This window comes from Serratia sp. OLAL2, assembly GCF_002752475.1.
Lineage (GTDB): Bacteria > Pseudomonadota > Gammaproteobacteria > Enterobacterales > Enterobacteriaceae > Serratia > Serratia bockelmannii.
In genome coordinates this window covers 812,534-833,561 of record NZ_MSTL01000019.1, presented here as the reverse complement: position 1 = coordinate 833,561, position 21,028 = coordinate 812,534, and the positions used below count along the sequence as shown (strand labels likewise).

Below are 21,028 nucleotides of genomic sequence, written 5' to 3'. Positions count from 1 at the left end.
ATCACAGTGTTATAGCCTGAAAGCGACGAGAGGGGGAATGGCGGATGATGATTTTTAACGTGTTCGGCCGTCTGCTGGGCGTGAAGCGCATCGGGGATGAGTGGCGGCTGTTCCGCGTGACGCTGCCGGAGCGCAAGTATGCCCCCAGCCACGATATCGTGCTGCCGGCCGATCTGCACGAAGAGGAGATCGCCGGCTATCTGGGGGATATTTATCACGAGGCCGCGACGCCGCAGCGGCCGGACGTGTTTCGCGTCGAATAGCGCGGCGCGTTACTCTTCCGCGTTGCGCGCCATGATGCGGCGCTGGTGTTCCTCGCTGGCGGCCTGGATCTCTTCCAGCACCGAGCCGACATCGGCGCACTTCTGGATTTCGCTGAACCGGCCGCTGAGGGCGCTGTCCGGCGTCAGATTGCCTTCCTGATACAGCGCCCAAATCTCTTTGGCGTATTGGCTGTCGCGCAGTTCCGGCGCGAATTGGCCATAATATTCCGCCAAATTGTTGATATCGCGCTCGAACATGCTTTTGGCGTGGTTGTTGGCGGCGGCGTCCACCACCTGCGGCAGATCGATGATCACCGGCCCGTCTTTATCCATCAGCACATTGAATTCCGACAGATCGCCGTGCACCAGCCCGGCGCACAGCATGCGCACCGCGTAGTTCATCATCAGGGCGTGATCGGCCCGCGCCTGTTCCGGCGTCAGGATGACATCGCTCAGGCGCGGCGCCACCAGACCTTCTTCGTCGGTAATTAGCTCCATCAGCAGCACGCCGTCCAGGCAGATATCCGGCTGCGGCACCCGCACCCCGGCCTTGGCCAGCAGATACAGCGCGTCCACTTCGGTGTTTTGCCAGGCTTCTTCCTGCTGCTGGCGGCCGAATTTGGAGCCTTTGCTCATGGCGCGCGCGTCGCGGCTGTTGCGCACCTTGCGCCCTTCCTGATAGTGAACGGCCTGCTTGAAGTTGCGCTTCTCGGCCTCTTTGTACACTTTGGCGCAGCGGATCTCATCGCCGCAGCGCACGATAAACACGTCGGCTTCTTTGCCGCTTTTCAACCGGCGGATGACGTCGTCGATTAACCCGTCATCTACCAGCGGCTGGAGTCGTTTTGGAATTTTCATGCAGCCTTGTACCCTATTTAGGCTCCGGTGTGAATGGCTTGCGCAGTTGATAGCGTAAGTTAGACCCGAAAGGCAAACATTAGTTTTGCCGCCGCGGCATCATTGCACGGCGGCGGGTCCTCACAGGCTGGCGGCCGGCACCCAGACGCTGACGCTGCCGGCGTTGACCGGGAAATGGGCGCTGCCCTGGTCGTCGGTGGTGATTTCCTCCTGACGGTTGCCGAGGAAATCGCGCCAGGCAGTGTGCGCCAAATCGGCGCCCAGCGCGACGGTCTTGCCGCTCTCGCCGCCGTTGGTCAGCACCACCACGCAGCCGGGGGCCTCGGCGGTGCCGGCGCGGCTGAAGGCCACGCAGTGGCTGTCATCGAAGTAGTCGGTTTGCGGGCCGTTGGCGAAACGCTGGCGGGCGGCGATCAGCTTCTCCAGCTCCGGGATCGCCGGCATGTCAATCTGGTACTCGCCGCCGTCGCGCCCCTTGTCGCGGTAGCTGGCGCCATACAGGTCGGGGTAAAACACGCAGGGCACGCCCTGTTCGCGCAGCAGGATCAGCGCGTAGGCCAGCGGTTTGAACCAGGGTTCCACCGGCGCCTCCAGCGATTGCAGCGGCTGGGTATCGTGGTTGGCGACCAGCGTCACCGCGTGGGCCGGATCGGCGGCGGTCAGGGTATCGGTGAAGATCTGCGCCATGTCGAAGCCGTCGCCCTGTTTCGACGCCTGATGAAACTTCAGGTGCAGCGCTACGTCGAACAGCATCACCTTGCCGTCCACCAACTCGATGTATTGTTGCAGCGCGCCGAGATCGTGCGACCAGTATTCGGCAACGATAAACAGGTCGCGCTGCGCGCTGTCGCGCACGTGATCCGCCCACTCTTTGAAGAACCAGGCGGGAATGTGTTTGGCGGCGTCCAGACGGAAGCCGTCGCACGGCAGGCTTTCCAACAGCCAGCGCGCCCAGTATTTGAGCTCCTCCGTCACGGCGGCATTGCGGAACTCCACGTCGGCGCCCATCAGATAGTCGTAGTTGCCTTTTTCGTCGTCGACCTGATCGTTCCAGCCGTCGTCGCCATAGTCGTTGGCGATTTTGAACACCCCTTTGTCGTCCGGCTGCTCAACGTAGTCGACGCCGCTGAAGCATGTGTAATCCCAGATAAACTCGGAATGCACGCCCTGGCGGCCGGGAAAGGTGAAGCGGGTGTAGGCCAGCGCGTCGAAGCCCTGGTCGTCGATGTCGTTGCGGTTGTTGGCGTCCACCTTGAACACGTGTACCTGTTCTTTTTCGTCCGCGCCGAGCTTGTGGTTGAACACCACGTCGTAGAGTACCCCCACGCCGTGTTCGCGCAGTGTCGTGGCGGCGTGTTCGAGCGCCGCTTTGTCGCCGTATTTGGTGGCCACGCTGCCTTTCTGGTCAAATTCGCCCAGATCGAACAGATCGTAAGTATCGTAGCCGACGGAGTAACCGCCGGAAGCGCCCTTGCAGGCAGGGGGCAGCCACAGGTCGGTGATGCCCAGTTCGGCCAGGTGCGGGGCGCGCTCGGCGGCCTCCTGCCACAGTTTGCCGCCGTCGGGGTAGTACCAGTGGAAGAATTGCAGCAGGGTGGTTTTTTTCGTCATGAGCCAGCGTCCCGGTTAGCCAGAAGGAGAGGAGCAGTTAAAGCATGGGCTACTTTTGGCAAAAGGGACAATGGCGCAGGGAGGCGCGCGAAGGCAGGCGTAAATATGTAACCGATATTGACGGGATAGCGATTAAGTTGCTGCTATCAAGTTTTCACGTTTTAGTTTTTATTAACTATTTTTCAAATAGATATTTGCTTTATTTTTTGTTCTGTCAAATTTTGATGTTTTTACTCCCATTTTCATTGGTTTTTTATTTTAATTTTAAATATTAATTTGGATTTAAGTTTTTTAAATAATAAATTAAATGGTTTTAAATTCTGGCTAATGAAATGTTTTGACATATTCAGATGCCCCGTTGGTTATTCATTCGCAATTGTTTATGCGTTATCGTTATGTTCTAAATTAGGTAACACTATCAACCAATAATCCATCCAACGCAGCGTGAAGGTGGAAGTACAGGGGAGCATAACGCCGTGAACATCAGGGATTTCAGAGCATTGGCGCGCAGTTTGGTCAGAGAATTCGGCATGTTGAACAAGCAGAGCAACGGCTCGCGCTTTTCGCCGCTGCAGATCCATCTGATGATCGAAGTCAGCGAGCAGCCGCTGGGCGTCACCGAGCTGGCGGCCCGGCTTTGCATCGACAAGGCCAGCGCCAGCCGGGCGCTGCGCAGCCTGGTCGCCGCCGGCGTGATAGAAACGGTGGATCATCCGGATGACAAGCGGCACAACCTGCATCGGCTGAGTAAACAGGGCGGCAAGGCGCTGGCCGGCATCGAGAGCGACGCCGACGGTTTTATGCAGGCGGCGCTGGCGCAGTTGGATGACGATGAGCTGGCGGGCACCACTGCGGCGATGAAAAAGATGGCCGCGGCGCTGCGCAGCGCGCGCAAACAGCGCGACGCCAACCTGCGGGTGCGGCCGATCGCCGCGCGCGACGATGCGGCGATGGCGGCGATCATTCGCGACGTGTTTCGCGAGTACGGCATGGGCAAGATGGAAGGGGTCAGCCTGCACGATCCGGATCTCGATCGGCTGACCGGCCTGTATCACGACAACGGCGGCCGCTACTGGGTGCTGGAGCGGGACGGGCAGGTGGTGGGGGGCGTCGGCATGGCGCCGCTGGCCGGCGAAGAGCCCGGCTATTGCGAACTGCAAAAACTGTTCTTCAAACCCGGCGCGCGCGGGCTGGGCATGGCGCGCTATATGGTGGTGCAGGCGATGAAGGCGGCGCGGGCGGCAGGGTATCGCTATTGCTATCTGGAAACCACCGAACAGTTGAAAGAGGCGATTGGGCTGTATTACGCGCTGGGTTTCACGCTGTTGACGGAACGGCGCGGCAATACCGGCCACCACGGCTGCAATGTGTGCATGCTGAAAAATCTGCAGAACGACGATATGTGAGCGGTTTCAAGGTTAACGCCTGCGCCTTGTGTCACCCTGTTAACCGTTTGATAACAATCACAACGTTTTATCAGGGAGGAAACTATGTTGGGGGATCCGATGGCGCTGTCCGCGCTGGTCACGCTGGTGGTCATCGCGCTATGGGCCAGCGCCCGCTTGCCGGAGTATTTGGTCGCGCTGCTGTTCTTTGCGGCGGTGATGGTATTGCAGCTGGCGCCCGCCGCGGTGACCTTTTCCGGTTTCGCGTCCTCCGCATTCTGGCTGGTGCTCAGCGGTTTCGTGTTGGGCAGCGCCATCCGCAGCACCGGCTTGGCGGATCGTCTGGCCAACCGGCTCTTGCCGCATCTGGCCGGTTCCTGGCCGCGCCTGGTGGGCGGCGTGGTGGCAATAAGCTACGCGTTGGCGTTTGTCATGCCCTCGAACATGGGGCGGATTACGCTGCTGATGCCGATCGTCATGGCGTTGGCCGAGCGCGCCGGCCTGGCGGAAGGCTCGCGCGGCCGCATCGGTTTGGCGCTGGCGGTGGGGTTCGGCACCTTCCAGCTCTCCGCCAGCATTTTGCCGGCCAACGTGCCCAACCTGGTGATGAGCGGTGCGGCGGAAAGCGCCTACGGCAGCCACTTCGCTTATCTCTCTTATCTGCTGTTGCATGCCCCGGTGCTCGGGGTGGCCAAAGGCGCATTGTTGACGCTGTGCATCTGCGGCCTGTTCCGGGCGCGGCCGCAACCGGTGGTGGCCGAGGCGGGGCAAACGCCGCTCAGTGCCGCCGAGTGGCGACTGATCGCGCTGTTGGGCATTACGGTGCTGCTGTGGATGACCGACAGCTGGCACGGCATCGCCCCCGCCTGGATCGGGTTGGCGGCGGCCTGCGTCTGCCTGCTGCCGCGCCTCGGTTTTCTCAACGGCGAACAGTTCGCCGCCGGCGTTAACGTGCGCACCTGTATTTACGTGGCGGGGATCCTGGGGCTGACCGCGTTGGTCAGCCACTCGGGTCTCGGCGATCGGTTGGGCGGTGCGCTGCTGGCGATGATGCCGGATCTGCACGGCAAGCCGTTTACCGCATTCGGTTCGTTGGTGGGGATCACGGCGTTGCTGAATTTTGTGGTGACCGCCAACGGCGTGCCGGCGCTGTTTACTCCGCTGGCGCAGGCGCTGTCCGCAGGCAGCGGCCTGCCGCTGCTGACGGTGCTGATGACCCAGGTGATCGGTTACGCCACGCCGCTGTTGCCGTATCAGGCCTCGCCGATCGTGGTGGCGATGGGGATGGGCAAAGTGCCGGCGCGTGAAGGGCTAAAGCTGTGCCTGCTGTTGGCCGCGCTTAGCTTCGCACTGCTGGTGCCGTTGGATTATCTGTGGTTCCGGCTGCTGGGGTGGATCCCGTAAACAGCCCCGCACCGCCGGCAAAACAATCTTCGTCCAGCGTCAGGGTGGCGATTTTATGCACCGGCCCGCGCATGCTGACCTGAAAATCGCCGCTGAAGGCGATCTGCAGTTCGCCGCCCGGCATCCGCACGCTAACCCGATCGCCGACTCGTCCCAACTTGCGCATCACGCTGGCGGCTGCGCAGCTGCTGCTGCCGGAGGCAAGGGTAAAGCCGGCGCCGCGCTCCCAGATGCCGATGCGCAGCGTCTGGCGATCGACCACTTCCACCAGTTGTACATTGGTGCGTTTCGGGAACAGCGGATGGCGCTCAATCTGCGGTCCCAGCCGATGCACCTGCGCCAGATCCAGTTTTTCCACCGGCACCACGCAGTGCGGGTTGCCCATCGACACCAGCGAAACGCTTAACGTCTCCTCCCTCAGGGGCAGCGGATAGTTCAGCGCCTCCGGCAGATCGATCAAGGCCGGCAGCGCCGCCGGGCTGAAATTGGCGCGCCCCATCTCTACGGTTATCTGATGCGCGTCTTCCGCCACCTGGCAACGCACGTCGCCGCCGGCGGTGTGCACCAGAAACGGCTGATGCCCTACGCGCTCGCTGTCAAACAGATAGCGCGCGTAGATACGCAGGCCGTTGCCGCTTTTCTCCGCTTCGGAGCCGTCCGGGTTGATGATGCGCAGGGTGGGATTGACGGCGTCACCGCTGTCGATCAGCAGGCCGTCGGAACCGATGCCGTAATGCGGGTGGCACAACAGGCGGATCTGTTCCTGGCTCAGACGATCGGCGACCGAACGGTGACAGACCAGGTAGTCGTTGCCCAGGCCGTGATATTTGTGAAACAGCAGGGGAGTCATGGCGTTGCTCGGCTCAGCAAGAAAAGGTGGCTACAGCTTACAACAGAACGTTGGCGTCAAAACAAACAAAAGGCGGCCTGAGCCGCCCTTTTGCACGATTGCCTATCTGGCCATTAATTGTAGATGATCGCGGTGCCGTGCAGTTTGTTGTCACCGGTGGTGGCGATGATCTGGAAGGATTTGGCGCCCGCCGCGTCGGCTTTGGCCGCCAGTTTGTTTTCCAGGCTGCTCAGGTCGGACGCACCGCTGACGGTGACGACGCCGGCTTTTTGCAGATTGGCAGGTTGGGCGTTCACCAGGTCGGCGGCGAAGCTGCCGAAGGAGACGGAAGCCAGTGCGATGGCTGCGATGGTCATTTTCAGGTTTTTCATGGTCTTATTTCCTATCTTTGTTCTTTACGATGTTTGTTTTGTAAGGTCGTTAAATTGATTAACGATCGATAATTTAATGTTAGATGCCGGTTTGACGGATTGCAAGTATTTTTTTAATGCTCGTTAATTAATTTTTTTACGCCCTGGCGTTGTGAGCAAAAGGACAGGCAATCAGTTGGCTTAATGCTTTGTTATTGATAGATTTCTGCGGTACCATGCAGCTGGTTGTTACCGCCGGCGCCGATGATGCGGAAGGATTTTGCACCGGCCTGATCGGCTTTGGCGGCCAGGCTGTTTTCCAGCGAGGTCAGATCGGATGCGCCGCTGACGGTGATAACGCCCACTTTCTGCTGGTCTGCCGGTTGGTTCTGGACTAAATCGGCGGCGAAGCTGCCGAAGGAAACGCTGGCCAGAGTGAGAGCTGCTAAGGTTAATTTTAAGTTTTTCATGATGTTAATTCCTTTCCGATAACGGTCAATAGAGGGTTTTAATCTGCTTCGTTAAATTATCTTAACGATCGATAACTAAATGCTAATCGGTTCTCGACGAGCGCGCAATATTTTTTTATAATGATCGTTAAGTTATTTGTGCTAAGCCTGCCGTGGAGCGGGATAGGAGAGGAACGATGAGCATCAATGAAGCGGTCTGCGGCAAGAAAAGCCGTGGCAGACCAAAACAATTTGATCGCGACCGGGCGCTGGAAAGCGCGCTCGATCTGTTCTGGCGGCACGGTTATGAAGCCACCTCGCTGGCCGATCTGGTGGAAGTGACCGGCGCCAAGGCGCCGACGCTGTATGCGGAATTCGGCAACAAAGAGGGGATGTTCCGCGCGGCGGTGGAACGCTATCTGCAAAAATACACCACCTGCACCAACCAGCTGTTGGAACAGGATGTGCCGGTGGCCGAGATCGTCGAGGCCTACGTGCGCTCTTCCGTCGAAGTGTTTACCGACCCCGATACGCCGTCAGGCTGTTTTATGGTGTGCGCCTCCGCGGCACTGTCGTCTGCTTCCGACGACGTCGCCCAGATGCTGCGCAAAAAACATCATGCCCAGGAAGCGGCACTGAAAGTCTGCTTCGATCGCAAGGTGCAGCAGGGCGAATTGCTGGCGAAAACCGATACCGCGCTGCTGGCGAAATACGTCATTTGCACCATTGAAGGCATGTCGGTGCAGGCGCGAGAAGGGGCAAGCCGGAGCGAGCTGTTGCGGTTGCTGGAGGCGCTGATGCTGGTGTGGCCGCGGCTCAGCCAGATTGGCAATAAGGTGTAACAACAGGCCCGGTTTTCACCGGGCCGTATAACCTACTACTGATTGACCGGGATCACCGCGCCCTGGTATTTCTCGCGGATAAAGTCCTGAATCGGCTTGGAGTGCAGCACCTTCACCAGCGCCACGATCTCCGGCTTGTTCACGTCGGCTTTGTGCACGGTGATGATGTTGGCGTACGGGTTGTTTTCGCCGCTTTCGACCGCGATTGGATCCTTGGTCGGATTCAGCCCGGCGTCGATGGCGTAGTTGGCGTTGATCACCACCGCGTCACCTTCGTTGTTGTTGTACATCTGCGGCAGCAGCGCGCCTTCAACGTTCGCCTGGAACTTCAGGTGTTTCGGGTTTTCCACCACGTCGGTGATGCGCGCGTCCACCTTGCTCACCCCTGGCTTCAGCTTGATCACGCCTTGCTGTTCAAAGATTGACAGAATGCGGCCTTCTTCCGCCACCGCGTCGCGCATGATGATTTTGCCGTTTTCCGGCAGATCTTTCAGGCTCTTGTACTTCTTCGAGTAGATGCCGATAGGCTCAATATGGATCGCGCCGGCGCTGACGAAGTCGTAGCTCTTGTCGTCGGCGTGGTCTTTCAGCACCGAGTTCAGGTAAGGCACGTGCTGGAAGTAGTTGGCGTCGATGTCGTGGCTGGCCAAGGCGGTGTTCGGCAGAATGTAATCCTGGAAGCGCTTGATCTGCAGATCGATGCCTTCCTTCGCCAGTATCGGTTTGGCCTGTTCGAGGATCTCGGCGTGCGGCACGTTGGAGGCGCCGACCACCAGCTTGGTCGCCGCGGCGGCGCCGTAAGAGGCGAGGGTGGCGACAGAGGCGAAAGCCAACATCAGTAAGTGCTTTTTCATCATCGTTTTCCTTGGTTAATTAACGTTTATCGAGCGTTCTTGTCAGGGTGTCGCCAATGAACTGAATGACGAAAACGATCAGCAGAATCGTCAGCGTCGCCACCAGCGTCACGTCACTGTGGTTGCGTTGGAAGCCTTCCAGATAGGCCAGGTTGCCCAGGCCACCGGCGCCGATCACCCCGGCCATCGCGGTGTAGCTCACCAGCGCGATCAGGGTGACGGTGATGCCGGAAACCAGCGCCGGGGAACTCTCCGGCAGCAATACGCGGAAAATCAGGGTGCGGTTTTTGGCGCCCATCGACCGCGCCGCTTCGATTACCCCTTTGTCGACCTCGCGCAGCGCGATCTCCACCAACCGGGCGTAGAACGGCGCCGCGCCAACGATCAGCGCCGGCAGGGCAGCGTCCGCGCCGAGAATGGTGCCGATCAGCGATTTGGTGAACGGGATCAGCAGCACGATCAGAATGATGAACGGAATGGAGCGGAAGACGTTGACCAGTACGGAGATCAGCGAGTAGACAGCCCGGTTCTGCAGCAGCTGGCCCTTCGAGGTTAAAAACAGCAGCACGCCGAGCACGATGCCCAGCACCAGCGTGGCCAAACCGGCGATGCCGGTCATGTACAGCGTTTCCCAGGTGGCGTCCCACAGTTGGTCCAGACGCAGGTGGGGGAACAGGGATTCAATCATGTTGGATAACCTCGACGGCGATATCTCTTTCGTGCAGCAGGCTGAGCATGTCGGCGACTTGTTGTTCGTTGCCTTCGGCGTGAATGTACAGTTCGCCGAACGAACCGTTGAGGGTGTGGCTGATCTTGCCGTGCAGAATGTTGACGGTCAGGGCGTAGCGCCGGATCACTTCGGAGATCACCGCCTGATGGGTTTGCACGCCCACGAAGGTCAGCTTGAAAATCGCCCCCGGCAGATGAGCGGTGAGCAGTGGATTGAAGCTCTCTTCCGTGTCCGCATACTGCGACACCTGTTTGACGAATTGCCGGGTGATCGGCTGTTGTGGCCGGGTGAACACGTCAAGCACCGGGCCTTCTTCGACGATGCGGCCGTTTTCCATTACCGCCACGCGGTGGCAGATTTTGCGCACCACGTGCATCTCGTGGGTGATCAGCACGATGGTCAATTTCAGCTGGCGATTGATGTCCAGCAGCAGGTCGAGAATGGCGTCGGTGGTTTGCGGATCGAGCGCCGAGGTGGCTTCGTCGCACAGCAGCACGCTCGGGTTATTGGCCAGCGCGCGGGCGATGCCGACGCGCTGTTTCTGGCCGCCGCTGAGCTGCGACGGATAGGCGTTTTCGCGCCCCTGCAGGCCGACCAGCGCGATCAGTTCCGCCACGCGCGGCGCAATCTGCGCCTTGGGCACGCCGGCGATCTGCATGGAAAAAGCGATATTCTGGCTGACGGTGCGCGACCACAGCAGGTTGAAGTGCTGGAACACCATGCTGATTTTCAGGCGTGCCTGGCGCAGATGGCTGCCTTTGGCGCGGGCAATATCGAAACCGCCCACGTCAATGCGGCCGCTGGTGGGCGTTTCCAGGCCGTTGAGCAGGCGGATCAGCGTGCTTTTGCCCGCGCCGCTGTAGCCGATGATGCCGTAAATTTGCCCGGCGTCCACCGCCAGACTGACGTCGTCTACCGCCACGACGCGGCCCTGTGCGCTGTCAAAAGTTTTGCAAACGTTCGAAAGAACGATCATAACGAAGCGGATCCTTATCGATACATCACAGCATTCCGTCCGGAGCGCGTTGCGCCGGACAGGGATCGTTCGGCTTTTCGGCGGGGCACGACCCGGCGGGAAGTGGCGGACGGAACCTCTGTTGCGGGTGAATACCGGGCAATCCTACCGAGGGTTGATAGTGACAGGAAGAATGTAAAATCTATTACTTATTCTGATTTGATATATTAAACGGCGGGCGCCATGGGGGGAGAAAACCGGCCGCTGGGCGGCCGGTGGAGGGCTAGCGTTTTTCCAGCTTCATGTGCAGCAGCGGGAACGGGTTGCCCTGGCCGTCGAGCGGCGAGCGGCCGGTGATGACAAAACCGTAGTGGCGGTAGAAGCCGCTGGCCTGCGGATTTTGCTCGTTCACGTCCAGCTGCAGCTCATCGTGCAGCGTTTCCGCGTGGGTCAGCAGCGCTTTGCCCACCCCTTTGCCGCGCTGATCGGCGTCGATAAACAGCATCTCCACCTTGTTGCCGTTCAGACCGATAAAGCCGCAGGGATGCCCCGGCCGCTCTTCGGCCACCCAAACGTTGACCGCCGGCAGGTAATCGTTCAGCACCAGCGGGAACAGCTGTGCGATGTTGTCTTCGGTTAAAAAGTGGTGAGTGGCGCGCACCGAACGCAGCCAGATATCTGCCAATTGCGCGTTGTCTTCCGCCGCGCGTGCTCTGATGGTAATCATCGAACTCTCTGCTATCTAAGTTGAAGGAAAAGAAACTAGATAGAGGTTTTGTGGGGTTAGTGCCGAATTAACGTGGGTTAACGCCCTGCAAAGCGCCTCTGCAGTGGATCGAATAGGCCCGCCTGGTTGCAAGCGGTATAACAACTGTAATTCAGTAAGTTAATGCTTTCAACCGCCGCAGGGCGCAATGAGGCGCTCGCCGCGTGATACACTGGCCGCTGAATGAGCAAGAGGGCGGCAGGATGGAATCGGTACGTGCAGCGATAGAAAAACAGGTGCTCAGCCTGACCGGGTTGGCGCTCGGCGGCGTCGATTTTGAGAATCCGCCCGGCGATCCGGGGCTGTTCGGCCCGCAGTCGGTCATCTGGCAGGTACACCGCGATTTCACCCCGATGCTGTGCGGCGGCGTCAGCGCCTTGCTGTTGCAAATGCTGCACCCGTTGGCGCTGGCCGGCGTATGGGATCACTCCAACTTCCGCGACGATATGATTGGCCGCCTGCGCCGCACCAGCCAGTTCGTGTCGGTCACCACCTTCGGCCCGACCGCCGAGGCGGAGCGGCTGATCGCCAAAGTCAAAGCCATCCATCTGCGGGTGACCGGCGTCGGCAGCGACGGCACGCCTTATGCCGCCAGCGATCCGGCGCTGCTCACCTGGGTGCACGTGGCGGAGAGCAGCCGTTTTCTGGCCAGCCACCTGCGCTACCGTAACCCGCATCTTTCCCGCGATTTGCAGGATCAATACTACCGCGAAGCGGCGCGCGTGGCCGCCGCGCTGGGGGCGACCGCCATTCCTCAGTCCTGCGCGGAGGTCGAAGAGTACCTGCAGGCGATGCGGCCGCAGCTGGTCTGCGATGAACGCACGCAAGAGGTGGCGCGCATTCTGCTGAAAGCGCCGGCACCTAGCGCATTGGCGCGCCCGCTCGGCGGGGTGGTGATGCAGGCAGGCATCGATCTGTTGCCCGATTGGGCGCAGCGGCAGTTCGGCTTTCATCCGGGCGCACTGCGGCGGCGGCTGGTGCGAACGGGGGCCGCAGGCCTCGGCAAAGTGCTGGGCGCGTCGATGCGCAACGGTTCCTATCAGCGCGCGGTGAGGCGCATTACTCGGCCGTCATGAGCCACAGCCGCTATAATTAGTCTTTGTTTATCTTCGTTTACGGCCGCTTTTGAGACTTTTACGGGTGATCCGGCCAGTAATGCGTTTTACACTTGGGGGCAAAGCCACATTCCATTTTTTGCGCGCAGCCGATTCTGCCGCGCCCTGACCCTATTGAGGTGATATGAACGAGTCATACGTACTTGCTGAAGTCAGCAATGAGAACCAGACGCTGGTCGCGGTGGTTCAGCAAGATCACCGGGCAGCCTATTTTTACATCTATCCCGCCGAAGCCTACAGCGATCGCTATCAGGTGCGCGCCTGCTGGCTGCGCAACCTGGCCGCCGCGCCGCTGCAGGAAGACCGCGCCGCGCTCGAGCAGGGGCAGCCGCCGATGCTGGCGGCGGAATTTTGCCGCAACCTGGAAGGGGAAGCGCCGCTGAACCCGGAAGGGCTGATGGTGGTGTGGAGCGAAAGCGACGACGGCGCGGCCCTGTGGTATTACGGCCAGCTGCTGGCGGTGATCCCCGGCTGGAGCCTGTATATCGACCATTCGGTGTGCTATTCGGCCAGCTGCATCAAGGAGAGCCCGTTGGCCTATCCGCTCGGCTCGGCCTCGACCAACACGCAATATGCGCAGGCGGAAAGCACCCGCCAGTTTTGGCGCAGCTGGCAGCGTGAAGAGGGCAACCCGTGGCCGAAGATGCAGCGCGATTTTCAGGCGCGCTATGAGCCGCATTTCGGCCCGTCGGTAAAATACTACGCCATCGATCAGGGCAAGTGGCCGCCGATGGCCATCACCCAGCATGAGCGCGACGGCATCTATTACTTCCTCACCATGGGCGTCAGCATTCGGCCGATGCCGTGGGTGGAGATTCTGTTCAACGACGAGGCTTCGCGCTATCGCCGCATGGAGATGGCGATCGCCATCGACAGCCAATACATGACCGAAGACAACGCGGTGCAGATGGCCAGCGCGCTGGCCGGTTTCGCGCACGCGCCTTGGGCGCGGCTGACCTGGATCGGCGAAGGGCATACGCTGGAGTCGGACGTGGCGCCGCTGGGCTACGAGGGCTATATTTTATCGTCGTCCTTCTACCCGCATCACGCGCACCTGACTCTGCCGCAGCAGTACGGCGACCCGGTGAACCTGTTTTGGGCCAGCCCGGTGTTTACCGCCGAGCGCCAGCTGGCGCACGCCACGCCGAACGGCGGGCACGATCTGGTGAACCGGTTGCGTGAGCAGGGCGTCGATCATATTTTCCGCCCGCGCCAGCCGGTGTGCTGACGCGGCTTAATCTTCGGGAGCCGCCATGACCACCGCGTTGTTGATTATCGATGTGCAGGAAGGATTGTTTACGCCGCCGCCGGCGGATGCCACGGGCACCGTTACGCGCATTAATCAGCTGAGCGAGCGCGCCCGCCGGGCGGGCGTGCCGGTTGTCGTCATTCAGCACCATACGCCGGACGACGAGCTGCCGCACGGCAGCGCCGCCTGGCAAGTGCTCGCGGCGCTGAAGGTGGCGCCGGGCGACCATCGGGTGGATAAAACCACGCCGGACTCGTTCCTGCGCACTTCGCTTGGCGCGTTGCTGATCGCCAACGGCGTATCGCAGTTGGTGGTTTGCGGTTACTCCACGCCGTTTTGCATCGATACCACGGTGCGCAGCGCCGCGGCGCACGGCTATCCGGTGACGCTGGCGGCGGATGCCCACACCTGCCACGACAAATCCTATGCCGACGGCCTGCTGATCCGTACCCACCATAACGAGACGCTGTCGAATATCGACAGCTTCGGCGTGCCGATCCGCGCCGTGCCCGCAGCGGACATCGTGTTCTGAGAACGGAAAACGGGGGCCAGCGCCCCCGTTCGTTATTTCAGGCCCGCCCGCCGCGCCGCCACCTTGGCCAGCGCGGCCCAGTCCAGATCCGCATCCCCTTGCGCCATCGCGTCGAGGAAGTTGTCCTTCAGCACTCCGGCGAACGGCATCGGCGTATGGCTGTCGGCGCCGGCGGCCAGCGCCAGCCCGACGTCCTTCAGCCCCAGCGCCAGCCGGAATCCGGCGGGTGAATACTTCTCGGCGGCGATCAGCGCACCATAGCCCTGGTAAGCCGGGGCGGCGAAGACGGTGCTGCTCAGCATCTGCAGGTAGTCGGCGCCGGAAACGCCGTAGTTGCGTACCAGTGCGCTGCCTTCCGCCATCGCTTCAATGGCGCTGGCCAGGGTAAAGTTGGTGGCGATTTTGACCACATTGGCCTGCGCCGGGTCGGCGCCGAAGTGCCAGGTTTTCTGGCCGAGGGCATCGAACAGCGGCTGCGCTTGCTTCAGCCGTTCGCTATCGCCGGCCGCCAGAATATTCAGCTTGCCGGCGGCGGCCACGTCGACCCGCCCCAGCACCGGCGCGGCGAGATAGCCGATGCCGTGTTCCGCATGCAGCGTCGTCAAACGCTTGGCGAGTTCGACCGAGATGGTCGCCATATTGATATGCAGCGCGCCCGGTTTCATCCGCTGCAGCAACCCGCTGTCCACCACCACCTGTTGCGTGGCGGCATCGTCGGCCAGCATGGTGATCAGCACGTCGGCATCGGCCAACTGCTCCGGCCGTTCGGCCTGCCGCGCGCCGGCGTTTACCAGCGGCTGCGCCGCCTGCGGCGAGCGGTTCCATACCGTTAAGGTGAAGCCCGCCTGCAACAGGTTGGCCGCCATGGCGCTGCCCATCCCACCCAGTCCGGCAAATCCGATCTTCATCATGCGCTCCTTTTTCAGGTTGAAGGTTTTACCCTAGCGCGCCGTGCCAGGAACGCAAATGCCGGAGTGTAACGCCGTCTTACGCGCCGGCGGCGGGCTATTGACGCGCTGCCGCTGCGGGTATACCTTGATGGCATGAATATATCGATGCACTCCACCCACAATCAGTCATGGTGGCGCCTCTTCTGAGGCGGCACGAGTATTCACATCTCTTTTTAATGCCGCCGGTTTGGCGGCATTATTTTTTGTGGCGTTGATCCGGCGGTCTACAGACCTTCAGGAGCACTGTCATGAGCTACACCATTCTTACCGGCGATCGCGCCACCGGCCCACTGCATTTAGGTCACTTCGTCGGCTCGCTGCGCCAACGCGTCGAACTGCAGCACCAGCATAACCAAACGGTGATGGTGGCGGATCTGCAGGGCCTGACCGACAACGGTAACAACCCGCAAAAAATCAGCGCCAACGTGCTCAACGTCGTGGCCGACTATCTGGCGGTCGGCATCGATCCGCACAAGACTACGATCTGCCTGCAGTCGGCGCTGCCGGCGTTGGCCGAGTTGACGATGTACTACCTCAATCTGGTCAGCGTGGCGCGGCTGGAACGCAACCCGACGGTGAAAAACGAAATCGCCGAGAAGGATTTCGCCCGCAGCCTGCCGGCCGGTTTTCTGATCTATCCGGTCAGCCAGGCGGCGGACATCACCGCCTTCGGCGCCACCCACGTGCCGGTCGGCGAGGATCAGCTGCCGATGCTGGAGCAAACCAACGAGATCGTGCGGCGCTTCAACCACATCGTTGGCCAACCGATATTAACGGAGTGTCAGCCGCTGTTGAGCAACGTCGGGCGTCTGCCGGGGCTGGACGGGCAGGGCAAGATGTCGAAATCGCGCGGCAACGCCATCCAGCTTGGCGCCGGCGCCGACGAGGTTCACAAGGCGGTGATGAGCATGTTCACCGATCCCGGCCATCTCAACGTCAGCGATCCCGGCCGGGTGGAGGGCAACATGGTGTTCACCTATCTGGACGCCTTCTGCGAAGACGCCGCGCTGGTGGCGGACCTGAAGGCGCACTATCGGCGCGGCGGGTTGGGGGACGTGAAAATCAAACGGCTGCTGGAGGATTGCCTGCAGAGCCTGCTCGAGCCGATCCGCACCCGCCGCGCCGAATTCATCGCCGATAAAGGCGAGCTGACGCGCATCCTGCAGCACGGCACCCGCCGCGCGCATCAGGTCAGCCAACAGACGCTGCGGCAGGTCAAGACGGCGCTGGGGCTGGACTTCTTTAGCCTGGAATGATGCGCACGCCGGGGCGGCACGCGTCACGCCCCGGCCATAAAACGATCATCCCACTGTCATAAACTTATCCGTTAATAGGTGCCCATAATGATTAGCCACTGAAACCAGAGAAATCATATGGCTCAGGCACTGTTAAAATTGGCACAGCACGACTTACCAGGGCAGCACGCCGCCGCATCCCGCAAAGTATTATCGGTAAAGGGACTCGGCAAGGCCTACAAAGCGCAGCAGCGCGTGCTGGATGACATCAATTTCGACCTGCACGCCGGCGAATTCGTGGCGGTGATCGGCCGCTCCGGCGCGGGCAAGTCGACGCTGCTGCACACCCTCAACGGCACCATTCCTTCCAGCTGCGGCGAGATGCTGCACTTCGAAGACGATGGCGTGGCGCAGGATATCGCCCAGCTTGCCGGCCGCCAGATGCGCCAGTGGCGCGCACGCTGCGGCATGATCTTCCAGGACTTCTGCCTGGTGCCGCGCTTGGACGTGATGACCAACGTGCTGCTGGGCCGCCTGAGCCACACCTCCACCCTGAAATCCTTCTTCAAACTGTTCGATGACGCCGACCGCGCTCGCGCTATCGAACTGTTGCAGTGGCTTAACATGCTGCCGCACGCGCTGCAGCGCGCCGAGCACCTCTCCGGCGGCCAAATGCAGCGCGTCGCCATCTGCCGCGCGCTGATGCAAAACCCGCAAATCCTGCTGGCCGATGAGCCGGTCGCGTCGCTCGATCCGAAGAACACCCGCCGCATCATGGACGCGCTGCAGAAAATCAGCGAAGACGGCATCGCGGTGATGGTGAACCTGCACTCGGTCGAACTGGTGAAAGAGTATTGCTCGCGGGTGATCGGCATCGCCCACGGGAAGATCGTGTTTGACGGGCATCCTTCGCAACTGAACGAACGGATCCTGCACCAGCTGTATGGCGAAGAAGCCAATCAGATCCATTGAAGCACTTTTGACCTTTACCCTTTACACACAAGGCACACCTAATGAAAAAAGTATTGAGTCTGACCACCCTGATGGCCGGCGCGATGATGGTATTTAATGCTGCCGCAGCGGATGCGCCGAAAGAGCTGAACCTGGGCATTCTCGGTGGCCAGAACGCCACCCAGCAGATCGGCGATAACCAGTGCGTGAAGCAGTTCCTGGACAAGGAGCTGAACGTCGATACCAAGCTGCGCAACTCGTCCGACTATTCCGGTGTGATCCAGGGCCTACTGGGCGGCAAGATTGACCTGGTGCTGAGCATGTCGCCGTCGTCGTTCGCTTCGGTCTACATCAAGGATCCGAAAGCGGTGGACATCGTCGGCATCGCGGTCGACGACGTCGACCAGTCGCGCGGCTACCACTCGGTGGTGGTGGTGAAGGCCGGCAGTCCGTACCAGAAACTGGAAGATCTGAAGGGCAAGGCCATCGGCTTCGCCGATCCGGATTCCACCTCCGGCTTCCTGATCCCGAACCAGGCGTTTAAAAAGCTGTTCGGCGGCACGGTCGACAACAAATACAACAACACCTTCTCCAGCGTCACCTTCTCCGGCGGCCACGAGCAGGACATCCTCGGCGTGCTGAACGGCCAGTTTGAAGGCGCGGTGACCTGGGCGTCGATGATCGGCGACTACAATACCGGTTACACCAGCGGCGCGTTCACCCGCATGATCCGCATGGATCACCCGGACCTGATGAAGCAGATCCGCATCATCTGGCAGTCGCCGCTGATCCCGAACGGCCCGATCCTGGTGAGCAACTCGCTGCCGGCCGACTTTAAGGCCAAAGTGGTCACCGCCATCAAGAAGCTGGATAAAGACGATCACCAGTGCTTTATCAAAGCAATGGGCGGCAAACAGCACATCGGCGACACCACCCTGGCGGAATACCAGAACATCATCGATATGAAGCGCGAGCTGACCAAAGGCGACCGTTAATTCCCGGCTGCCTAGGCCGTCCGAATGAAGGGGTTCAGCGTGCTGAACCCCTTGTTCCATAAAGATGGAAGACCTCTTTTGAATACCGATTTCGCACACTATTACCAACGGATCCGCAGCAAGCAAAAGCGCGAAGCGCTGCTGTGGTCGCTCGGGCTGGTGGTGCTGTACCTGGGCGCCGGCAACCTTGCCGAGTTCAACCTGCACACCGTCTGGGTGTCTATTCCGCATTTCTTCGACTACCTGGCCGAAACCATTCCGACGCTGCATTGGCATTTGCTGTTCGCCGACGGGCGCACCGAGGGCTCGCTGGCCTACTGGGGTTACCGCCTGAATATTCAGCTGCCGCTGATCTGGGAGACCCTGCAGCTGGCGCTGGCGGCGACCATTTTCTCGGTGCTGGTGGCGACCGTGCTGGCGTTTCTGGCGGCCGGCAACACCTATACCCCGGCCTCGGTGCGGCTGGCGATCCGCACGCTGGTGGCGTTTTTGCGCACCATGCCGGAGCTGGCGTGGGCGGTGATGTTCGTGATGGCGTTCGGCATCGGTGCCATTCCCGGCTTCCTGGCGCTGGCGCTGCACACCATCGGCAGCCTGACCAAGCTGTTCTACGAGTCGATCGAAACCGCCTCCAATAAACCGGTGCGCGGGCTGGCGGCCTGCGGCGCCACGCCGCTGCAGCGCATGCGCTTCGGCCTGTGGCCGCAGGTGAAGCCGGTGTTTCTCTCCTACAGCTTCATGCGGCTGGAGATCAACTTCCGTCAGTCGACCATTTTGGGGCTGGTGGGGGCGGGCGGCATCGGCCAGGAGCTGATGACCAACATTAAACTCGACCGCTACGATCAGGTCAGCATGACGCTGCTGCTGATCATCGTGGTGGTTTCCGTGCTCGACTACGTGTCGGGCGAGCTGCGTAAGCGCGTGGTGGAGGGGGCAAAATGATAGCGGGCACTCCGGCATCGGCGGAAACGCTGCGCCAGTTGAAACAGCAGCATCCGGCAATCTTCGCGCAGCAGGGGCGCTACCTGCGCACCGTCGGCCTGATCGCGCTGGCGATCGTGCTGTATTACGTGTTCTTCTTCCTGGTCTTCGGCATTAGCTGGCCGCAGTTTATCAACGGTTGCCAGCAGCTGGGGCGCTATTTCCTGCGCATGTTCGTCTGGCACGACTTCGCCAACTGGCCGTTCATGTACTATTTCCAGCAGATCGGCATTACTATCGCCATCGTGTTCGCCGGCACCATTACCGCGTCGCTGATCGCGCTGCCGCTGTCGTTTTTCGCCGCGCGCAACGTGATGTCGACGCCGCTGCTGCGGCCGATCTCCGTGCTGGTGCGTCGCTTGCTGGACGTGCTGCGCGGTATCGACATGGCGATCTGGGGGCTGATCTTCGTGCGCGCCGTCGGCATGGGGCCGCTGGCCGGGGTGTTGGCGATCGTGATGCAGGACGTCGGGCTGCTGGGCAAACTGTACGCCGAAGGGCACGAGGCGGTGGACAAGTCCCCCAGCCGCGGCCTGACGGCGGTGGGCGCCAACGGGTTGCAGAAGCACCGCTACGGCATCTTCACCCAATCGTTCCCCACCTTCCTGGCGCTCAGCCTGTACCAGATCGAGTCCAACACCCGCTCTGCGGCGGTGCTGGGCTTCGTCGGCGCCGGCGGCATCGGCCTGGTGTACGCGGAGAATATGCGGCTGTGGAACTGGGACGTGGTGATGTTCATCACCCTGATCCTGGTGGTGGTGGTGATGATCATGGACAAGGTCTCGTCGATGCTGCGCAACAAGTACATCATCGGCGAAGACATCCCGCTGTATCAGCAAAAAAGCCAAATCGATTGAGAAACCCCTTGCCGATCCCTATACTGCCGCACATTCAAGGTGTGCGGCCATACCCGTCATACTTGGAGCTGCCTCTTTGTTGGCTGCATTTGCGCGCCCCGGTCACATAGTTAACTATGCTCCGGGGGCTTACAAATTTGCCGCCGCGATGCAACTCCAACTATTTTGGGTATGGGGCATTTTTTTACAATGCGCACGTCCCCGTTAGACAAGTAAAGGCAATGCAATCCCATGATGAACAACGACGTGCTGCGCAGCGTGCGCTATATGCTGAGCATTAACAACGCCAAAATGGTCGAGATTATCAAACTGGACGATTTCGAGGTGGCGGTGTCGGCGATGGACGCTTACGTGATCAAAGAAGGCGAGCCGGGCTATGAAAAGTGCCCGGACGAAGTGATGGCGCACTTCCTCAACGGCCTGGTGTTCTTCAAGCGCGGTAAGGACGACAAGTTCCCGGCGCCGGCGGTTGAGCTGCCAATCACCAATAACCTGGTGCTGAAAAAGCTGCGCGTGGCGTTCGAGCTGAAAGACACTGACATGCACCAGATCTTCACCGCGGTGGACTTCCGCATCTCCAAGCCGGAGCTGAGCGCGCTGTTCCGCAAAGAAGGCACCAAGAACTACCGCCCGTGCGGCGATCAGATGCTGCGCTACTTCCTCAAAGGGTTGGCGCAGCGCGTTCGCGGCGAGTAACGCGCAGCGTTCACCGAGCCTCAGGCGCAATCGCAAGGTTGCGCCTTTTTTATTGCCGCTCTCCCGCCCGCCGTTGTTGTACAGGCCCTCAGCCATTCGCCATCGATGGTGGGCGGGCCGCCCGTCCGGTTACTTTTTCATGGTCAATTC

General features: G+C 60.6%; 23 protein-coding genes. 13 read left to right on the top strand and 10 right to left on the bottom strand.

The genetic code is table 11. The features are described from left to right. Positions 1 to 44: 44 nt before the first annotated feature. Positions 45 to 263 carry a hypothetical protein gene (locus BVU99_RS21355; RefSeq protein WP_049203872.1) on the top strand — a complete coding sequence of 73 codons (219 nt, stop codon included), beginning with the start codon at positions 45 to 47 and terminating at the stop codon, positions 261 to 263. 9 nt (positions 264 to 272) lie between these two features. Here the strand turns inward: BVU99_RS21355 and BVU99_RS21350 are convergent, their stop codons facing one another. Together BVU99_RS21350 and amyA are read right to left on the bottom strand one after the other, a co-directional pair. Then, positions 273 to 1,121 carry a PA4780 family RIO1-like protein kinase gene (locus tag BVU99_RS21350; RefSeq protein WP_099816737.1) on the bottom strand — a complete coding sequence of 283 codons (849 nt, stop codon included), beginning with the start codon at positions 1,119 to 1,121 and terminating at the stop codon, positions 273 to 275. Between the two features lie 120 nt (positions 1,122 to 1,241). Continuing rightward, entirely contained in the window at positions 1,242 to 2,732 is a 1,491-nt protein-coding gene (gene amyA / locus BVU99_RS21345) for an alpha-amylase (protein ID WP_099816738.1), read from the bottom strand. A 500-nt stretch (positions 2,733 to 3,232) separates the two neighbouring features. On the opposite strand from amyA, the gene BVU99_RS21335 reads away from it, so the two are divergent. Continuing rightward, positions 3,233 to 4,138, top strand: coding sequence for a helix-turn-helix domain-containing GNAT family N-acetyltransferase (locus BVU99_RS21335; RefSeq protein WP_099816739.1), 906 nt, complete (start codon positions 3,233 to 3,235; stop codon positions 4,136 to 4,138). Positions 4,139 to 4,222: 84 nt separating this feature from the next. Next, complete coding sequence (locus BVU99_RS21330; protein ID WP_043136891.1) at positions 4,223 to 5,521, top strand: SLC13 family permease; 1,299 nt, start codon at positions 4,223 to 4,225, stop codon at positions 5,519 to 5,521. Here the strand turns inward: BVU99_RS21330 and dapF are convergent. The 3 genes from dapF to BVU99_RS21315 form a co-directional block, all read right to left on the bottom strand. Next, a complete protein-coding gene (gene dapF, locus BVU99_RS21325; RefSeq protein WP_099816740.1) occupies positions 5,457 to 6,371 on the bottom strand; it encodes a diaminopimelate epimerase in 915 nt (304 codons plus the stop codon). The two genes, BVU99_RS21330 and dapF, sit on opposite strands and share 65 nt — an antisense overlap. Positions 6,372 to 6,484: 113 nt before the next feature. Next, a complete protein-coding gene (locus BVU99_RS21320; protein WP_099816741.1) occupies positions 6,485 to 6,742 on the bottom strand; it encodes a YdgH/BhsA/McbA-like domain containing protein in 258 nt (85 codons plus the stop codon). Positions 6,743 to 6,933: 191 nt separating this feature from the next. Then, positions 6,934 to 7,191: a DUF1471 domain-containing protein gene (locus tag BVU99_RS21315; protein ID WP_016928600.1), complete on the bottom strand. Its 258-nt coding sequence runs from the start codon at positions 7,189 to 7,191 to the stop codon at positions 6,934 to 6,936. Between the two features lie 176 nt (positions 7,192 to 7,367). On the opposite strand from BVU99_RS21315, the gene BVU99_RS21310 reads away from it, so the two are divergent. Continuing rightward, positions 7,368 to 8,012 carry a TetR/AcrR family transcriptional regulator gene (locus BVU99_RS21310; protein ID WP_049203879.1) on the top strand — a complete coding sequence of 215 codons (645 nt, stop codon included), beginning with the start codon at positions 7,368 to 7,370 and terminating at the stop codon, positions 8,010 to 8,012. 35 nt (positions 8,013 to 8,047) lie between these two features. Here BVU99_RS21310 and BVU99_RS21305 read toward each other — a convergent pair whose 3' ends face one another. The 4 genes from BVU99_RS21305 to BVU99_RS21290 form a co-directional block, all read right to left on the bottom strand. Beyond that, positions 8,048 to 8,866, bottom strand: a complete 819-nt coding sequence (locus tag BVU99_RS21305; RefSeq protein WP_043136906.1) for a MetQ/NlpA family ABC transporter substrate-binding protein — start codon at positions 8,864 to 8,866, stop codon at positions 8,048 to 8,050. Between the two features lie 19 nt (positions 8,867 to 8,885). Next, positions 8,886 to 9,554 carry a methionine ABC transporter permease gene (locus BVU99_RS21300; protein WP_004939505.1) on the bottom strand — a complete coding sequence of 223 codons (669 nt, stop codon included), beginning with the start codon at positions 9,552 to 9,554 and terminating at the stop codon, positions 8,886 to 8,888. Further along, positions 9,547 to 10,572, bottom strand: coding sequence for a methionine ABC transporter ATP-binding protein (locus tag BVU99_RS21295; protein WP_025302007.1), 1,026 nt, complete (start codon positions 10,570 to 10,572; stop codon positions 9,547 to 9,549). The genes BVU99_RS21300 and BVU99_RS21295 overlap by 8 nt, the downstream gene beginning before the upstream one ends. A gap of 262 nt (positions 10,573 to 10,834) precedes the next feature. After that, a complete protein-coding gene (locus tag BVU99_RS21290; protein ID WP_016928596.1) occupies positions 10,835 to 11,278 on the bottom strand; it encodes an acetyltransferase in 444 nt (147 codons plus the stop codon). 242 nt (positions 11,279 to 11,520) lie between these two features. On the opposite strand from BVU99_RS21290, the gene BVU99_RS21285 reads away from it, so the two are divergent. The 3 genes from BVU99_RS21285 (at position 11,521) to BVU99_RS21275 (ending at position 14,213) form a co-directional block, all read left to right on the top strand. Further along, positions 11,521 to 12,393, top strand: a complete 873-nt coding sequence (locus BVU99_RS21285) for an oxygenase MpaB family protein (protein WP_099816742.1) — start codon at positions 11,521 to 11,523, stop codon at positions 12,391 to 12,393. A 163-nt stretch (positions 12,394 to 12,556) separates the two neighbouring features. Beyond that, on the top strand, positions 12,557 to 13,660 hold the full coding sequence (locus BVU99_RS21280; RefSeq protein ID WP_025302009.1) for a suppressor of fused domain protein: 1,104 nt from the start codon (positions 12,557 to 12,559) through the stop codon (positions 13,658 to 13,660). A gap of 25 nt (positions 13,661 to 13,685) precedes the next feature. Continuing rightward, the gene (locus BVU99_RS21275) at positions 13,686 to 14,213 is read left to right on the top strand and encodes a cysteine hydrolase family protein (protein ID WP_049295228.1); all 528 of its coding nucleotides are present in this window, start codon (positions 13,686 to 13,688) and stop codon (positions 14,211 to 14,213) included. Positions 14,214 to 14,245: 32 nt separating this feature from the next. Here BVU99_RS21275 and BVU99_RS21270 read toward each other — a convergent pair whose 3' ends face one another. Then, complete coding sequence (locus BVU99_RS21270) at positions 14,246 to 15,121, bottom strand: NAD(P)-dependent oxidoreductase (protein ID WP_099816743.1); 876 nt, start codon at positions 15,119 to 15,121, stop codon at positions 14,246 to 14,248. 290 nt (positions 15,122 to 15,411) lie between these two features. Here BVU99_RS21270 and trpS point away from each other — a divergent pair, with 290 nt between their 5' ends. From trpS to BVU99_RS21240, 6 genes are all read left to right on the top strand, one after another. After that, positions 15,412 to 16,419: a tryptophan--tRNA ligase gene (trpS, locus tag BVU99_RS21265; protein ID WP_099816744.1), complete on the top strand. Its 1,008-nt coding sequence runs from the start codon at positions 15,412 to 15,414 to the stop codon at positions 16,417 to 16,419. A 117-nt stretch (positions 16,420 to 16,536) separates the two neighbouring features. Continuing rightward, entirely contained in the window at positions 16,537 to 17,370 is an 834-nt protein-coding gene (gene phnC / locus BVU99_RS21260; RefSeq protein WP_099816745.1) for a phosphonate ABC transporter ATP-binding protein, read from the top strand. A gap of 41 nt (positions 17,371 to 17,411) precedes the next feature. After that, positions 17,412 to 18,344 (top strand): phosphonate ABC transporter substrate-binding protein, encoded by a 933-nt coding sequence (gene phnD, locus BVU99_RS21255; RefSeq protein ID WP_019454696.1) that lies wholly within the window; start codon positions 17,412 to 17,414, stop codon positions 18,342 to 18,344. Between the two features lie 78 nt (positions 18,345 to 18,422). Beyond that, positions 18,423 to 19,286, top strand: a complete 864-nt coding sequence (gene phnE, locus BVU99_RS21250) for a phosphonate ABC transporter, permease protein PhnE (RefSeq protein WP_019454695.1) — start codon at positions 18,423 to 18,425, stop codon at positions 19,284 to 19,286. Further along, on the top strand, positions 19,283 to 20,182 hold the full coding sequence (gene phnE, locus BVU99_RS21245; RefSeq protein ID WP_025302015.1) for a phosphonate ABC transporter, permease protein PhnE: 900 nt from the start codon (positions 19,283 to 19,285) through the stop codon (positions 20,180 to 20,182). Before phnE (BVU99_RS21250) ends, phnE (BVU99_RS21245) begins: the two co-directional genes overlap by 4 nt. 231 nt (positions 20,183 to 20,413) lie before the next feature. Further along, positions 20,414 to 20,878 (top strand): DUF1456 family protein, encoded by a 465-nt coding sequence (locus tag BVU99_RS21240; RefSeq protein WP_004939471.1) that lies wholly within the window; start codon positions 20,414 to 20,416, stop codon positions 20,876 to 20,878. The last annotated feature ends 150 nt before the right edge of the window (positions 20,879 to 21,028 follow it).

Coding starts and splice junctions, on each gene's coding strand:
- BVU99_RS21355 (WP_049203872.1), top strand. CDS start 45: ATGATGATTTTTAACGTGTTCGGCCGTCTGCTGGGCGTGAAGCGCATC.
- BVU99_RS21350 (WP_099816737.1), bottom strand. CDS start 1,121: ATGAAAATTCCAAAACGACTCCAGCCGCTGGTAGATGACGGGTTAATC.
- amyA (WP_099816738.1), bottom strand. CDS start 2,732: ATGACGAAAAAAACCACCCTGCTGCAATTCTTCCACTGGTACTACCCC.
- BVU99_RS21330 (WP_043136891.1), top strand. CDS start 4,223: ATGTTGGGGGATCCGATGGCGCTGTCCGCGCTGGTCACGCTGGTGGTC.
- dapF (WP_099816740.1), bottom strand. CDS start 6,371: ATGACTCCCCTGCTGTTTCACAAATATCACGGCCTGGGCAACGACTAC.
- BVU99_RS21320 (WP_099816741.1), bottom strand. CDS start 6,742: ATGAAAAACCTGAAAATGACCATCGCAGCCATCGCACTGGCTTCCGTC.
- BVU99_RS21315 (WP_016928600.1), bottom strand. CDS start 7,191: ATGAAAAACTTAAAATTAACCTTAGCAGCTCTCACTCTGGCCAGCGTT.
- BVU99_RS21310 (WP_049203879.1), top strand. CDS start 7,368: ATGAGCATCAATGAAGCGGTCTGCGGCAAGAAAAGCCGTGGCAGACCA.
- BVU99_RS21305 (WP_043136906.1), bottom strand. CDS start 8,866: ATGAAAAAGCACTTACTGATGTTGGCTTTCGCCTCTGTCGCCACCCTC.
- BVU99_RS21300 (WP_004939505.1), bottom strand. CDS start 9,554: ATGATTGAATCCCTGTTCCCCCACCTGCGTCTGGACCAACTGTGGGAC.
- BVU99_RS21295 (WP_025302007.1), bottom strand. CDS start 10,572: ATGATCGTTCTTTCGAACGTTTGCAAAACTTTTGACAGCGCACAGGGC.
- BVU99_RS21290 (WP_016928596.1), bottom strand. CDS start 11,278: ATGATTACCATCAGAGCACGCGCGGCGGAAGACAACGCGCAATTGGCA.
- BVU99_RS21285 (WP_099816742.1), top strand. CDS start 11,521: ATGGAATCGGTACGTGCAGCGATAGAAAAACAGGTGCTCAGCCTGACC.
- BVU99_RS21280 (WP_025302009.1), top strand. CDS start 12,557: ATGAACGAGTCATACGTACTTGCTGAAGTCAGCAATGAGAACCAGACG.
- BVU99_RS21275 (WP_049295228.1), top strand. CDS start 13,686: ATGACCACCGCGTTGTTGATTATCGATGTGCAGGAAGGATTGTTTACG.
- BVU99_RS21270 (WP_099816743.1), bottom strand. CDS start 15,121: ATGAAGATCGGATTTGCCGGACTGGGTGGGATGGGCAGCGCCATGGCG.
- trpS (WP_099816744.1), top strand. CDS start 15,412: ATGAGCTACACCATTCTTACCGGCGATCGCGCCACCGGCCCACTGCAT.
- phnC (WP_099816745.1), top strand. CDS start 16,537: ATGGCTCAGGCACTGTTAAAATTGGCACAGCACGACTTACCAGGGCAG.
- phnD (WP_019454696.1), top strand. CDS start 17,412: ATGAAAAAAGTATTGAGTCTGACCACCCTGATGGCCGGCGCGATGATG.
- phnE (WP_025302015.1), top strand. CDS start 19,283: ATGATAGCGGGCACTCCGGCATCGGCGGAAACGCTGCGCCAGTTGAAA.
- BVU99_RS21240 (WP_004939471.1), top strand. CDS start 20,414: ATGATGAACAACGACGTGCTGCGCAGCGTGCGCTATATGCTGAGCATT.